Here is a 12,876-nt window from a genome sequence, read left to right on the forward strand (position 1 = left end):
CGGGACGACGATGAGGTCGCCCTCGGCGAGCGACTCCGTGCGATCGCGGAATTCCATCCGGAAGCGCCCGCGCACGACGAGGAACATCTCATCGGCGTCGGCGTGATGGTGCCAGACGAACTCGCCTTTGATTTTCACGAGCAGCACGTGCTGTCCGTTGAGTTCGGCGACCACCTTCGGATCCCAATGCGTGGCGATGAGCGACAGTTTTTCGGCAACGTTGGCGGGTTTCATGCGGGGAAAGATCGATCACAGCTCGCGGCGATAGGACAAATCGCAGCGGCCAGAATGCACGCCGCCGCACTCGCGCCGGAAGCCGTTGCGCTCGTAGAGGGCGATGGCGTCCCGCAGCACGGTGGCGGTTTCCAGAGTCATGTGTCGGAAGCCGAGTTCGCGGGCGCGGGTGAGCGCCCAGTCGAGCAGTCGCCGGCCCTGGCCGCGGCCGCGCAGGGCGGGGGCGAGATACATCTTGCGCAGCTCGACGACGCCCGCGCCCAGCGGGAAGAGCCCGCAGGTGCCGAGGATCGCGCCGGCCGGATCGACCAACACCACGAAGTCGCCGCCGCGCGAGAAATAGGGCGCGGCGAGGTCCGCCAGGTCGGCGTCCGTGCCGGCCGGATCGGGACGGAGCCCGAACTCGGCCAGCACCGCGTGGATCAGCGCGCGGCCGGCGGCCGAATCCGCGGCCGTGGCGCGACGGAGCTGGAGCGACGGGTCGGACATCCGGCCTTTTTCGCCGGTCGGGCGTTCGGTGTCGACCCTGCGGGCCGGGCCGGCCGGCACAGCCGCGCAGAAAAAGCGGGGCGCGGCCTGGCGCCGGGCCCCGTCGCGGTGAAACGGGCCTTACTTCGCCAGCAGCGCGTCGAGCGACCACTTGCCGCCGCCGAGGACCAGCAGCGCCAGCACCAGGCCGAGCGCGAGGATGAAGAACTCGACGCCCTCGCCCTTCTGGTTGCCGAACCAGTTCATGAAGAAGCCGTGCGGCCAGTGCTGCGCGGCCGCGACGACCATGACGCCGCCCACACCCAGCGCGGCGACGCGCGTGCCGACGCCCGCGAGCAGCATCACGCCGCCGACGGATTCGGCCAGGATCGCCAGCAGCGCGAAGATCCACGGCGCGCCGACCGTGTTGGTCAGGTAGCCCATGGTGCCCTGGAAGCCGTAGCCGCCGAACCAGCCGAGGGTCTTTTGCAGGCCGTGCGGGAGGATCATGAGCCCGAGGGAAAGCCGCAGGAAGAGCGGCGCGAAGGAGTCGCCGGTGGCGACGAGGGATGGGAGGAGGGAAGTTAGTTGCATACACAACCAAAAGACCGGAAACAGTTGCATATGCAACTAAAAAGTGTAGGGTGCCGGCATGAAGCAGCCCAACCTGCCCGAAAATCACCTCGAAGCCTGGCGCCGTTACTACGTGTCGTTCTGGCGGATCTTCGCGGCGATCGAGGCCGATCTGCAGGCGGCCGGGCTGCCGTCGCTGAGCTGGTATGATGCCCTCTACGAGCTCTATCTCGCGCCCGGGCGCCACCTGCGGATGAGCGAGCTGGCCCGCAGCGCGCTGCTCAGCCGCAGCGGGCTCACGCGGCTGGTGGACAAGCTCGAGAAGGAGAAGCTCATCGTCCGCAAGTCCTGTCCGAGCGACGGCCGCGTGCAGCACGCGCAGCTGACCGACAAGGGCGTGGAGGTGCTGCGCCAGATCTGGCCGGTCTACCGCGCCGGCATCGCCAAGTATTTCGCCGCGCACCTCTCGGACGAGGAGGCGCAGGAATTCGCGCGCCTGATGAGCAAGGTGGTTTCCGCGATGGAACAGCTGCCCGGCGCGCCCGCCTGCGAGAAGGACAAGCGGCTGCCGGCGTGAGCCGCCGGGCGCGGCGGCCGATGCCTCCGGTCGGAGGAGCGTCCGCGGCGAGTCCTCAACGTCCGCCGGCCGCCCACGCGGCCGGGGTGGGGCGCGGCCTCACTTGCCGGGCGCGCTGAGGGCGGCGCCGACGGCGCGGCGGGTGTTGGTCGCCCACTCCGCCAGCGTCTTGATCTCCGCCTCGGTCAGCTTCGCCTCCGGGTGCATCCAGGTGTAGGACGCCAGCGGCATGCCGTGCTTGCGCACCTCCTCGGCGGTCTCCTCGAGCTTCCGGGTGGCGCGCTTGAGCGGATAGGTCGTGAACTCCGAGAAATTCAGGTGGCGCTTGCCGTCGCGGACGTGCTTCTCCAGCCACCAGCCGACAGGCTGGACGTTGGCATACCACGGGTAGGTCGTGGCGTTCGAATGGCAGTCGTAGCACGCGCGTTGGAGGATCGCGTCGACCTCCGCCGGCACGGGCGCGAGCTGCGCGAGGTGGTTCGGGCCGGCGACCGTGCCGTGGTTGCTCATCGGACGGATGGCCTGCGCGACGACCAGCAGCGCGCCGAGGCCCAGGAGGATTTTGGCGGAAGTCTTCACCCCGCGAACCTTCCACCGCCGCGTGTCACGGGCAAGACTTCAAACTCGCCGCGGCGGCGCCGCGGAGCTTGGATGCGCCCATGCACTTCCGGGCGTGGCTGGCGATCGGTTCCCTCTTCGTGGCGGCGGGCGCGCTGCCTGCGTCCGCCGCGCAGCTGCACCTCGCGGGCGACTCGACCATGGCGACGAAGGAGCGCCGGCAGCCGAATCCCGAATACGGCTGGGGCGAGGCGCTGCCGCGGTATTTCGGCGCCGGGCTCACGGTCGTGAATCACGCGCTGAACGGGCGCAGCACGAAGTCTTTCCTCGCCGAGGGCCACTGGCCGGCGCTGGTCGCGGCGCTGCAGCCGGGCGACTGGGTGATCGTGCAGTTCGGCCACAACGACGAAAAACCCGACGCCGCCCGCCACACCGAGCCGCGGGGCGAGTTTGCCGGCAATCTCCGGCGCATGATCGCCGACGTCCGGGCCAAGGGCGCCACGCCGATCCTCGCGACGTCCGTCGCGCGCCGCAAATGGTCGCCCGACGGCGCGCACCTCGTCGACACGCACGGCGACTACGTCGCCGCCGTCCGCGAGGTCGGCCAGGCCGAGCAGGTGCCGGTGCTGGAGTTGAACGCGCTCACGACCGCGCTGGAGGAGGGCCACGGCCGCGAGGGCTCGAAGCGCCTGCATCTCTGGATCGCACCCGGCGTCTACGCGCGGCAGCCGAAAGGCTGGCGGGACGACACGCATTACTCGGCCTACGGCGCCGACCGCGTCGCGGCTCTCGCGGTGCAGGAGATCATCCGGCTCGGCCTGCCGCTGGCGGACCAGCTCGCCGGCGATCGCCCGGCGGGGACGCAGCCCGACGCCAAGGCCGAGCGCTAGGGCGCTTGCCAGCCCCGCCGGTCCCGGGCACGCTCGGGGCGTGAATCGGCGAGCTTTTCTCCGGGCCGTCTGCGGGATCGCGCTTGCGGCCGGAACGAGCCCGGCGCGCGCCGCCGGCGCCGAGGCCGCGGACGTCGTCCGCGAGGCCATCCGCCGCCAGCGCGTCCTGCGCCTGCGCTACGGCGGGCACGTGCGCCTCGTCGAGCCGCACGCGCTCGGCGTCACCGCCAGCGGCCACCGCGCGGTGCTCGCGTGGCAGGTCGAGGGCGGCAGCCGGTCCGAGCCGCCGAGCGGCTGGCGCACCTTCCTGCTGGGCGAAATCACCGACGTCGCGCTGACGGAGCGCGGTTTCAGCCCGCGCCCGAACTATCGTCCCGAGCGGGCGAACCTGCGCGCGATCGAGCTCGAGGTCACGCGCGAGCCCGACGCTGCCACCAATCGGCCTGCAACAGGCCGTGGTTGAAGGTGCGGCGGCCGCCGAGGACGAAGCCCTGCGCGGCCAGCAGGGCGTCCGGCGGGGTCAGGCGCCGCGCCGGCAGGCGGGTCGCCACGCGGAAGAACGCATACATCAGCGCATGCACGGCGCGGGCCCGCTGGCGCGCCCAGCCGTGCGGCGGCACGGCGAAGTCCGAGATCACCCAGGTCGCGTCCGGCGTCGCGGCGCCGGCCAGGCCCGCGACCACGGCGTCGAGCTGCGGCCGGGCGAAGCAGTCGAGGAAGAAGTGCGTCGCCACGGCGTCGAACGCCCCGCCGGCGGCGTCCACTCGGGCAGGCGCGCGTGGACGAACTCGACGCGCGACAGGTCGAGGCGGGCGCGCCGCGCGCCGCGCTCGGCGGCGCGCAGCATGCGCGCGCTGGCGTCGACGCAGACGACGCGGAGCGCACGGTGGCGCGGGAGCAGTTCGTGCAGGAAGCGCCCGTGGCCCACGCCGGCGACGAGCAGGCGCTCGCGCCCGGCGAACCGGGGCAGCCACGCCGTGCGGCAGCGCTGCAGCAGCCGGCCGGCGACGACGCGCTCCATCCAGCCGTAGTGCGGCGCGAGGAGATCGAAGCTCACGCCAGGCTCCACCACGCCCCGGCGCCGAGCGCGCCGGCGGCGTAGGCGATGACGTCGCGCCAGTCGCCCGTCGCGTGGTGAAACACGTGCGGCGCGATCACCTCGGCGGCGATCGACCACGCCGCCAGGTGCAGCGCGATCTCGCGCCAGTGCGGCCGCGCGTCGTGCGCGCGGAGGCCGAGCCGGCGCTGCAGCCACAGCGCGACCGGCAGCGCCGCCGGGATCAGCAGGGTGTCGGTGAACTGGTCGTGCCAGAACCCGTGCGCGACGTGCGCGCGCAGCCACCAGCGGCCGAAGGCGTAGGCCGCCACCGCCGCCACGCACAGCGGATCGAGCGCGTAGCGGAAACTTTTCAAAGCAGGCCGGCGATCAGCAGGCCCGAACCGACCGCGAGCGCGACGCGGACAAAGAAGTTGGCGCGAGGAGAGAGCGTGGAGAACATGCGGGCAGGAAAACCCGATTGCCCGGCGCGGCAAACCACGAAATCGCGCCGCGTGCGTCACGAGCGCGGCTGATGGAGCCGAGAAGCAGGGCGCGTTTCAGGCCGCCGCCGGGAGGCAAAGCAGGTAGAGCCACATCGGCGTGCCGTCGGGCTGCTTTTGCACGGCGCCGGAAAGCGTCTCCAGGCCCGCGGCCGCGACCTCGGCCCGCCACCAGTCGACCGGCTTGACGGTGAGGTGCAGCGGGGCGCCGAGGACCTTGGGCCCGAAGGCGTCGGGGAAAAGCGCGATGCCGAGGAACACGCAACGCGTGGCGGCGGCGCGGAGGTTGCGCAGCACGGCCGGCACGTGCTCGGTCGGAATGTGCTCCATGACGTCGGTGCAGACGACGGCGTCGTTGGGCGCCGGGAGCGCGCCCGCGTCCCACATGCAGCCGAGCGTGAGGAAACCGGGCGTCAGCTTGTCGGCGAACCACGGGTCGAGGCAGTTGGCGGCGATGTCGAAGCCGCGGATGGAGAACTCGTCCGCGTGCTTCTCCAGGATGCGGCGCATGAACTTCCCCGAGCCGCAGCCGGCGTCGAGGATCGTGCACACGCCGCGCTCGCGGAAGCGCGCGGCGAGATCGAGGCGCTCGAGGGCGTGGAGGCCGGGGGAGAACTTCCGGTAGTCCTCGTGCTCCCACATCTGTTCGTATTTCGCCTTTTCGTGTGCGGCGGCGGCGGTGTCGAGGAGTTCGGTGGACATCGGGAGGGAAGGGGAGTGGCGGGTGCGGGCAAAGCCGTTCCCGACGGGCGGGCCGCCCGGGGACGATGCCTAGATATCGGCACAATCCGCCAAAACTTGGGCGGTCGTCGCGGCGCCCCTCCGTCGCCGCCGATGCGCCGGTTCGCGGCTTATCCGTCGACCGGGCGGGCCGCCGGCGCCCAGCGGACGAGCGGTTGTTTCGCGGCCACGTAGAGCGGGTGCCGCGGATGACCGTCCTGCGTGGTGCCGAGGCACCACAGCTCGCGGCCGGCGAAGAGCCGCGCGACCGCCTCGGCGCGGGCCTGGTGGACGCCGCTCACGCCCCAGGCGGCGACGATCTTCTCGCAGCGCTCGGCGGCGGCGAGCAGCGCGGCGTCGTTTTCCGGCCCGACCGGGTCGGGGTCCTGCATCATCTCCTCCGGATAGGGCGTGCGCAGGCCGAAGAGGTTGGCCATCCAGAAGCCGTCGAAGCCCTCGCGCTTCGAGAAGGCGGCGATGCGCGTCAGGGTCGGGTCGAGCTGCGACTCGTCGGCCGTGGAGGGATTGAGGCCGATCCAGAGGATGAGCCGGTCGCCGAAGAGCGGATTCCAGCGGTGCACGAGCGAGTAGCGGTGCCGGCGGTCGGGCGAGAAATGGCAGGCGTTGTCCAAGGCGCCGAGCGAAGCGGGCCGCGCGCGGTGCGGCAAGCGCGTGCGTCAGGCGCCCGCGACCGCCTCGCGCACGAGCGCGGCGATGCCGGCGGGCAACGGGAGGGCGAGGGCGAGCGCGTGGGCGCGCGGGCTCATCTTTTTCCAGGTCTTGCGCAGGATCTCGATGAACTTCTCGCGTGGGTAGTCGGCGTGCTGCGCGGCGAAGTCGCCGATCTCGTTCTCGAGGAAGACGAGGCAGGCGGCGTCCTCGAGCGCCTGCGTGCCGGGGTTGGTCTTCAGCGCCGTCTTCGAGACCCACGTGTAGACCTCGTCGGCCTCGCTCGCGGCGACGCCCGCCTGGAGGAGCAACTCCTCGCCCGGGCGGCCTGCTTCACGTAGAGCGACTGGCGCCACTTGAGGTAGCCGACCTTGCCGTCGGGGAACGTCGCGCGCGGCACGCTCCAGCGCTCGAGGTGCTGGCAGCGCGCGGCGAGCCGCAGGAGCGGCGAGGCCTCGGGCGCGACGCGCGCGACCCAGGCCTCCATCCGCTCGGCGTAGACGAGCTCGGCGGCGCGGCCGTCGGGGGCTTTCTTCGGATCGGCGGCGTGGGCGGCGTCGATGAGCGGGCGGGCGGCGGCGTAGGCGTCCATGGACCAAGCGAGGCGGCCGGGCGAGGGAAGGGCAAGCGAGGGCTGCGTCACCGTTCCGCGCGAGCCGCGGCGCCGGCGTGGCCCCTTTGGCCGCGAAAGCACGCTTGGGAGAACAGACGCGACGGCATCGGGCCAGACGCCCGCCGCAAACCACCCCGCAATCCCACTGCTTCGCGTCGGGCGTTTTTCCGTAAGCGCAGAGGCGAGGCATCTCACCCCCAACGGAGACCGACCATGCCCTACACTGGCCTACTCGTGCGCGACTCCCTGCAAGATCAGGGAATCGTTCCCTCGCCCGGCTATCCCTACACCTCGCCGGACATCATCTGTGTTCAACAGAACACCTACGCCAACCCCGCCGCCGTTTTCGGCACCACGCAAAGCTACGCGTCGGATCCGAACCAGGCGGTGGTGGCCCAGCAAAACAACAACTTCTACGTCCGCGCCAGGAACCTCGGCACCGCCGCGCAAGGCGGCGCCATGTATGTTTACTGGAGCAAGGCCTCGCTGCTGCTGACCCCGAACCTCTGGTTCAACCAGCCGATGACGGCGCTGCTCAACAAGCAGCCGCAGAACTACGTCATGTTGCCCAGCGTGCCGGCGGGGCAGATCGCGGTCGGCGCGATCCCGTTCAACTGGACGCCGCCCACGATCTCGGCCAACGACCACTTCTGCCTGATCGGCGCGGTCAACACCGTGCCGCCCTACAACTGGCCGCCGGCGCAGGCGCCGACGTTCAGCTCCTCCGACCAGTTCGTCCTGTGGGTGCGCAACAACCAGAACATCTGCTGGCGCAACCTCAGCCTCGTCACCAATCCCAGCGCGCCCCAGTGGGACCGGCTCGACTCGTTCGCGAATCCGTGGCCCACGCCCATGCCGATGCTGGTCGGCGTCCAGTGCCAGAACATCCCCGTCGGCACGACGGTGCAGATCCTCTGCACGGCGCTGGGCATCAACACCGCGGTGGTCACGACCACGCCGAACCAGACGATCTACTCCAGCGGCGTCACCTGTCCCTCCGGCTTCAACGGCCAGGTCGAGACGATGGCCCGCCTCCAGGGCGGCTCGTGGCCCACCGGCGCGATGCTGACGACCACCGTCTACGTCGGCATGCAGGCGAGTTCGCCGGCGGCGCATCTCGCGCACCGCTTCGGCGAGTTCGAGCAGCATCCCTCCGTCGTGGCCACCAAGCAGCTGGTGCGCAAAGCCACCGGCGCTTCGGTCAACGGCGTCCTCGTCGCCATCGGCAACACCGCCACCGCGTATCAACCCACCGCCTGATCGTTTCCCATGAGCACTCCCTTTGCCTCACTCGAAACCAGTTTCTTCGTCAACGGCAGCGCGCAAACCGCGCCGCAATTCTCCATCAAGCTCAACGGCAGCGTGCCCTTCACCGTCACCGCCTGGGTGAACGCCCAGTCCATCCAGGACCCGGCCGACATCCTCGCCAAGGACGGCGTGTTTCGCTTCGGCGTCCAGGGCACCCAGCTCTACGTCGAACTCAACGGCTTCCCGGCCCTCTGGTCCGACGGCGTCACCAATCCCGTGACGCAGGACGCCTGGCATTACGTCGCCTGCGTCTACACCGGCACGCAGCTGCAGCTCTACATCGACGGCGTCCTCGATTGCGCGGCCGGCGTGACCGGCCAGGGCGCGGACAACCCGAACCCGTTCGTCATCGCGAACAACCTGCAGGGCCGCCTGAACAGCGTGCGCGTCTACGCCAGCGCGCTGCCGGCGGGCCTCCTGCTCGAGGCGATGTTCCAGCCCGACCCCGCGCAGAGCTACGTCGCGAACTTCGACTTCACCCTCAACCCGCCCGCGGACACCTCCGGCAACAACCTCCCGCTCGTGCTCAGCGGCACGACGAACGTCAACGCCGTCGCCCCCGCCGTCGCGCTCGGCGCCAGCGCCTACTGCCAGCCGATCCGCGATCCCGGCGTGAATCCCGGCGGCGCCGGCAACGATCCCTACACCATCCAGGCGTGGATCTGGATCGCGAACCCGACGGCGAGCCTCACCGCCGACGGCCTCGTGCCCGCCGCCCAGGCCGTGTTCGTCAACCAGCTCATCGATGCGCCGGTGGGCGTCGCGCTGTTCCTCGTCTACGACAGCACCGCGAACCTCTACCGGCTGGCGTCGTTGCGCGGCAACGTCGACAGCCCGGGCAGCACCCTCGTCTCGCAGGGCACGCTGCCCTTCGGCCAGTGGGTGAACGTCGCGACGACCTACGATCCCACCACGACCACGCTGTCGCTCTACCTCAACGGCGCGCTCGATTCGTCGAGCCCCGCGTTCCCCGCCATCACGGCGCTGGCTGCGCCGAATGTGCTCATCGGCGGCGCGGCGGTGTCGACGCAGCCCTCCACGGTCTGGACGCTGCAAGGCTTCATCCAGACCGTCGACGTGTGGAACGTCAGCCTCAGCGCGGCCCAGATCCAGCAATGGCTCGCCGCGTATCCCATCCAGGAAACCGGCCTCACCGCGCATTACGACTTCACCAGCCAGCTCACGCGCAACGAGCTCAACGGCAATCTCGTCGGCCTCGCCGACCGCGCGAGCGTGCACGCGCAGACCGGCGCGGCCGGGACGTCGGCCGCCGCCACCGCGCGCAAATCGCGCCGCGAACCCGAGAAGCCGCACTACCGGCAACTCGCGCCCGAGGTGATGCAGCGCCTGCGCGACGGCATATCGTTCGCCGACGCGCCGCAGCTGGACAGGCTGCTCGACGAGGCGGCGCGCAAGGAGCTCGCGCAGAACCTGCACCTGTTCGTGCCCGCGGCGCACGTCGAGCGTTTCCGCGCCAAGCTGGCCGGGGAATGGGCCCGCGTCCGCCACCTCATGAAGGAGCGGCCGCAGGAGCTGCGCTTCGTCATCACTCACCACAAGATCGACGGCGAACACATCCTCATTCACCACACGCCGGTCCGCTCCACGGTGGTCTTCCGCGCGCCGGTCGAGTCGTTGGACGACTGCACCATGTGGCGCATCCGCGTGATCTGGACGATCCTGATGGGCCTGTTGTCGGTGTTCGGCGTGACCGCGGCGCTGACCAACCGCGCGCTGCAGTTCATCCAGCAGCGGATCCTGGGCAACGCGGCCCTGATGCGGGCGATCGGCAACATTCCGGCTTCGGTGACGGCCACCGGGCTCTACGTGATCATCAAGGCGCTCTACGATTTCGGCGTGCTCTGGCCGCTGATCAAGATCGTGCTGACCTCGATGGGCTGGTGGGCGCTCACCAAGCTGCTCGTGAAGATCCTGGTGAAGTTCTTCGGCGCCGCGCTCGCGGTGGCCGAGACGATCGCCTCGCTCATCGTGGCGGTGGCCCAGCTCATCTACGTGCTCACGCAGCAGCCGGCGCAATGTCCGCTCATCCCGAGCGGCGCCGGAGCCTCGACGCCCGCCTGAGCGGCCGCGTGCCGGAGCGTGCCCGACCCGGTGCGGTCGGGCTCGCTTCCGCCCGGCGGGAGCGCCATCCCGCGCAAGCGGCTTGCCGGCGCGCGCAAGGTAGGCTCCCTTGCGCGTCGCATGGACGACGCCACGCCGGTCGATCTTGGGGCTCAGCTCGATGCGATTTATCGCGCCGAGGCGGGGCGCGTGTTGGCGACGCTCATCGGCTTGCTCGGCAACTTCGACGTGGCGGAAGACGCGATGCACGACGCGTTTCGTGCGGCCGCGGAGCGCTGGCCGAAGGAAGGAATCCCGCGCCATCCGCGCGCCTGGCTGGTTTCCACGGCGCGGTTCAAGGCCATCGATGGGTTCCGTCGGCAGGCGAAACTGGAGGCGGCGCAGGCGCGCGTGGCGGAGACGTTGCACGGCGCGCCGGCGTTGCCGGAAAACGACGGCGACGTGCCGGACGAGCGGTTGCGGCTGATCTTCACCTGCTGCCATCCGGCGCTGCCGGCGGAGTCGCGCGCGGCGCTGACCCTGCGCGAGCTGTGCGGCCTGACGACCGAGGAGATCGCCCACGCGTTTCTCACCACCGCGCCGACGATCGCGCAGCGCATCGTGCGCGCGAAGGCGAAGATCCGCGAGGAGCGCATCCCCTATCAAACGCCGTCGGCGGAGGAGCTGCCGGAGCGCCTGGGCGCGGTGCTGGCGGTGGTTTATCTGCTCTTCAATGAAGGTTACGCGTCGTCGTCGGGGCCGACGTTGGTGCGCGCCGATCTCTCCGCAGAGGCGATCCGACTCGGGCGCATGCTGCTCGAGCGGCTGCCCGAGCCGGAGGTGATGGGCCTGCTCGCGCTCATGCTGCTGCAGGAGTCGCGGCGGGCGGCGCGCGTGGATGCCGCGGGCGAACTGGTGCTCCTGGAGGACCAGGATCGGACGCAGTGGGACCGGGAGGCGATCCGCGAGGGCACCGGCTTGGTCGAGCGCGCGCTGGCCACGCGGCGTTTCGGCGCCTACACGCTGCAGGCGGCGATCGCGGCGGTGCATGCGGAGGCACGCTCGGCGGCTGACACGGACTGGGCGCAGATTTGCGCGCTCTACGCGGCGTTGCTCGAGGTGCAGCCTTCGCCGGTCGTCGAACTCAATCGCGCGGTGGCGATCGCGATGCGGAGCGGTCCGGCCGCCGGGCTGGCGGTGATCGATGCGCTGCTCGCGCGGGGCGAGTTGGCGAATTACCATTGGGCGCACGTCGCCCGCGCGGATCTGTGCCGGCGGCTCGGACGGAGCGAGGGGGCGCGGGAGAGCTATGAAAAGGCGCTGGGTTTGGCGCCGGGGGAGGCGGAGCGACGGTTTCTGGCGCGAAGGCTGCGCGAACTCGGATGAAATTTTTCCGCTCCGCTGTCGAATGGTGCGCCGCCCAATCGACTAGTTACGGAAACGCGGCCAATTCCGGACGCTTTTCTCATCTACCATCCCCATGAAATACATCTGCCTCGGTTACGCTGACCCCAAGATTTTCGGCGCGCTCTCGGAAAAGGAGCTGCACGCCGGCATGGACCGCTGCTTCGCCTACGACGACGAGCTGCGTGCGAAAGGCCATTTCGCCGGCGGCCACGGCCTGCAGCCGCCTGAGACCGCGATGACGCTGCGCTCCGTCAACGGGCGCGTGGTGGTGACGGACGGACCGTTCACCGAGACCAAGGAATACCTCGGCGGCATCCTGATCCTCGAGGCGCGCGACCTGAACCACGCGGTCGAGCTCATCTCCAAGCACCCCGGCGTCGGTTTCGGCCCGTGGGAGATCCGCCCGGCGGCCGATCTCGACGAGATGATCCGGCAAAGCGAGAAGCGCCGCGGCAAGGCGTAGACGGCCCGCCGGCATCCCCGTCGCTGCCGCCGCGCGCCGGCAGCGGCCGGGGCCGCCGGCAATACCGGCTCGCGTGGCGCGGCGCGGCGGGCACACTGCGCCGCCGATGACCGAGGACGAAGCCGAGGCGATGCAGGCGCGCAGCGATTTGCTGAACGATCGCGTCCAGGCTCGGCTCGCGCGCGAGGGAGCGGAGAACTACCCGCGCATCTTGCAGGAGGAGATCGAGCGGCTCAACCGCGAGCATCCCGCGCCCCCGCCCACGCCGGAGCAGCGGGCGGAGCGGGCCGCATGGCTGGAGGCCTTCAATCGCGGAGCTGGTGAGGCGCGCGCCGCTCCCGACCCGGAGGAGGGAGAACCCGGCCACGGGCACCCGGTCGCGGAGCGCGCCCAGGAACTCTTTTATCGCTGGCAGGAGGAGGCCGACACCGAGGGCTGGGTGCCGGAGACGGCGGTGTCGGAGCACCCGGTGCGGGAGCTGCTCGGCGCGATGGGGAAGGCCCACGTGAAGCTCGCAGCCTGGCTGAACGACCGCGAGTGGCCGCCGAAGCGGGATTTCTGCGCCATCACCATCGTGCGGCTGAAAAAGGTCCGCGAGTATCTCGACGACGCCCTCCGGGCGCTGGAGTCCTGCGAGGAGGAGGCGCTGCTCCGTCCGGCCCAGGCCGGACCGATGGTGGCCGAGGTTCTCGGCCTCGCGCGCGACGTGGACGAACTCATCGCGGAGCTGCGCAGGCGGCGGGAGCGCGGGACGGATTGAGCTGAGCGGCCAGCTTCACGGTCAGGAAGAGATGGC

General features: G+C 70.6%; 15 protein-coding genes and 3 pseudogenes. 8 read left to right on the top strand and 10 right to left on the bottom strand.

Features of this window, described 5'->3' with window-relative positions; genetic code table 11:
• Positions 1 to 39 precede the first annotated feature (39 nt).
• The 3 genes and pseudogenes from ACMYLB_RS01930 to ACMYLB_RS01940 all read right to left on the bottom strand — a co-directional run.
• Positions 40 to 234, bottom strand: a pseudogene (locus ACMYLB_RS01930) (cupin domain-containing protein); the annotation flags it as partial.
• 15 nt (positions 235 to 249) lie between these two features.
• Entirely contained in the window at positions 250 to 723 is a 474-nt protein-coding gene (locus ACMYLB_RS01935; protein WP_415909306.1) for a GNAT family N-acetyltransferase, read from the bottom strand.
• Between the two features lie 120 nt (positions 724 to 843).
• Positions 844 to 1,296, bottom strand: coding sequence for a DoxX family protein (locus ACMYLB_RS01940; protein WP_415909307.1), 453 nt, complete (start codon positions 1,294 to 1,296; stop codon positions 844 to 846).
• Between the two features lie 58 nt (positions 1,297 to 1,354).
• On the opposite strand from ACMYLB_RS01940, the gene ACMYLB_RS01945 reads away from it, so the two are divergent.
• Entirely contained in the window at positions 1,355 to 1,852 is a 498-nt protein-coding gene (locus ACMYLB_RS01945; protein ID WP_415909308.1) for a MarR family winged helix-turn-helix transcriptional regulator, read from the top strand.
• 99 nt (positions 1,853 to 1,951) lie between these two features.
• Here ACMYLB_RS01945 and ACMYLB_RS01950 read toward each other — a convergent pair whose 3' ends face one another.
• The gene (locus ACMYLB_RS01950; RefSeq protein ID WP_415909309.1) at positions 1,952 to 2,431 is read right to left on the bottom strand and encodes a heme-binding domain-containing protein; all 480 of its coding nucleotides are present in this window, start codon (positions 2,429 to 2,431) and stop codon (positions 1,952 to 1,954) included.
• 80 nt (positions 2,432 to 2,511) lie between these two features.
• Here ACMYLB_RS01950 and ACMYLB_RS01955 point away from each other — a divergent pair, with 80 nt between their 5' ends.
• Together ACMYLB_RS01955 and ACMYLB_RS01960 are read left to right on the top strand one after the other, a co-directional pair.
• Positions 2,512 to 3,300: a rhamnogalacturonan acetylesterase gene (locus ACMYLB_RS01955; RefSeq protein ID WP_415909310.1), complete on the top strand. Its 789-nt coding sequence runs from the start codon at positions 2,512 to 2,514 to the stop codon at positions 3,298 to 3,300.
• Positions 3,301 to 3,340: 40 nt separating this feature from the next.
• Positions 3,341 to 3,763, top strand: coding sequence for a WYL domain-containing protein (locus tag ACMYLB_RS01960; protein ID WP_415909311.1), 423 nt, complete (start codon positions 3,341 to 3,343; stop codon positions 3,761 to 3,763).
• Here the strand turns inward: ACMYLB_RS01960 and ACMYLB_RS01965 are convergent.
• The 6 genes and pseudogenes from ACMYLB_RS01965 to ACMYLB_RS01990 form a co-directional block, all read right to left on the bottom strand.
• Positions 3,711 to 4,064, bottom strand: coding sequence for a hypothetical protein (locus ACMYLB_RS01965; RefSeq protein WP_415911154.1), 354 nt, complete (start codon positions 4,062 to 4,064; stop codon positions 3,711 to 3,713). The genes ACMYLB_RS01960 and ACMYLB_RS01965 overlap by 53 nt on opposite strands.
• 47 nt (positions 4,065 to 4,111) lie before the next feature.
• Positions 4,112 to 4,321: pseudogene (locus tag ACMYLB_RS01970) on the bottom strand (hypothetical protein); the annotation flags it as partial.
• A gap of 32 nt (positions 4,322 to 4,353) precedes the next feature.
• Positions 4,354 to 4,713, bottom strand: a complete 360-nt coding sequence (locus ACMYLB_RS01975; RefSeq protein WP_415909312.1) for a hypothetical protein — start codon at positions 4,711 to 4,713, stop codon at positions 4,354 to 4,356.
• A 183-nt stretch (positions 4,714 to 4,896) separates the two neighbouring features.
• A complete protein-coding gene (locus ACMYLB_RS01980; protein ID WP_415909313.1) occupies positions 4,897 to 5,541 on the bottom strand; it encodes a class I SAM-dependent methyltransferase in 645 nt (214 codons plus the stop codon).
• 149 nt (positions 5,542 to 5,690) lie between these two features.
• Positions 5,691 to 6,191 (bottom strand): DUF1643 domain-containing protein, encoded by a 501-nt coding sequence (locus ACMYLB_RS01985; protein ID WP_415909314.1) that lies wholly within the window; start codon positions 6,189 to 6,191, stop codon positions 5,691 to 5,693.
• Between the two features lie 45 nt (positions 6,192 to 6,236).
• Positions 6,237 to 6,820 (bottom strand): annotated as a pseudogene (locus ACMYLB_RS01990) (DUF4202 domain-containing protein).
• A 234-nt stretch (positions 6,821 to 7,054) separates the two neighbouring features.
• Between ACMYLB_RS01990 and ACMYLB_RS01995 the strand changes: the two are divergent.
• The 5 genes from ACMYLB_RS01995 (at position 7,055) to ACMYLB_RS02015 (ending at position 12,840) form a co-directional block, all read left to right on the top strand.
• On the top strand, positions 7,055 to 8,101 hold the full coding sequence (locus tag ACMYLB_RS01995) for a hypothetical protein (RefSeq protein ID WP_415909315.1): 1,047 nt from the start codon (positions 7,055 to 7,057) through the stop codon (positions 8,099 to 8,101).
• A gap of 9 nt (positions 8,102 to 8,110) precedes the next feature.
• Positions 8,111 to 10,231, top strand: coding sequence for a LamG-like jellyroll fold domain-containing protein (locus ACMYLB_RS02000; protein WP_415909316.1), 2,121 nt, complete (start codon positions 8,111 to 8,113; stop codon positions 10,229 to 10,231).
• Positions 10,232 to 10,351: 120 nt separating this feature from the next.
• The gene (locus ACMYLB_RS02005) at positions 10,352 to 11,596 is read left to right on the top strand and encodes an RNA polymerase sigma factor (RefSeq protein WP_415909317.1); all 1,245 of its coding nucleotides are present in this window, start codon (positions 10,352 to 10,354) and stop codon (positions 11,594 to 11,596) included.
• A gap of 94 nt (positions 11,597 to 11,690) precedes the next feature.
• The gene (locus ACMYLB_RS02010; RefSeq protein ID WP_415909318.1) at positions 11,691 to 12,080 is read left to right on the top strand and encodes a YciI family protein; all 390 of its coding nucleotides are present in this window, start codon (positions 11,691 to 11,693) and stop codon (positions 12,078 to 12,080) included.
• 106 nt (positions 12,081 to 12,186) lie between these two features.
• A complete protein-coding gene (locus ACMYLB_RS02015; protein ID WP_415909319.1) occupies positions 12,187 to 12,840 on the top strand; it encodes a hypothetical protein in 654 nt (217 codons plus the stop codon).
• The last annotated feature ends 36 nt before the right edge of the window (positions 12,841 to 12,876 follow it).

The sequence above is a fragment of the Oleiharenicola sp. Vm1 genome, assembly GCF_047777955.1.
GTDB lineage: Bacteria > Verrucomicrobiota > Verrucomicrobiia > Opitutales > Opitutaceae > Didemnitutus.

Coding starts and splice junctions, on each gene's coding strand:
- ACMYLB_RS01980 (WP_415909313.1), bottom strand. CDS start 5,541: ATGTCCACCGAACTCCTCGACACCGCCGCCGCCGCACACGAAAAGGCG.
- ACMYLB_RS01955 (WP_415909310.1), top strand. CDS start 2,512: ATGCACTTCCGGGCGTGGCTGGCGATCGGTTCCCTCTTCGTGGCGGCG.
- ACMYLB_RS02010 (WP_415909318.1), top strand. CDS start 11,691: ATGAAATACATCTGCCTCGGTTACGCTGACCCCAAGATTTTCGGCGCG.
- ACMYLB_RS02015 (WP_415909319.1), top strand. CDS start 12,187: ATGACCGAGGACGAAGCCGAGGCGATGCAGGCGCGCAGCGATTTGCTG.
- ACMYLB_RS01940 (WP_415909307.1), bottom strand. CDS start 1,296: ATGCAACTAACTTCCCTCCTCCCATCCCTCGTCGCCACCGGCGACTCC.
- ACMYLB_RS01935 (WP_415909306.1), bottom strand. CDS start 723: ATGTCCGACCCGTCGCTCCAGCTCCGTCGCGCCACGGCCGCGGATTCG.
- ACMYLB_RS02000 (WP_415909316.1), top strand. CDS start 8,111: ATGAGCACTCCCTTTGCCTCACTCGAAACCAGTTTCTTCGTCAACGGC.
- ACMYLB_RS01995 (WP_415909315.1), top strand. CDS start 7,055: ATGCCCTACACTGGCCTACTCGTGCGCGACTCCCTGCAAGATCAGGGA.
- ACMYLB_RS02005 (WP_415909317.1), top strand. CDS start 10,352: ATGGACGACGCCACGCCGGTCGATCTTGGGGCTCAGCTCGATGCGATT.
- ACMYLB_RS01945 (WP_415909308.1), top strand. CDS start 1,355: ATGAAGCAGCCCAACCTGCCCGAAAATCACCTCGAAGCCTGGCGCCGT.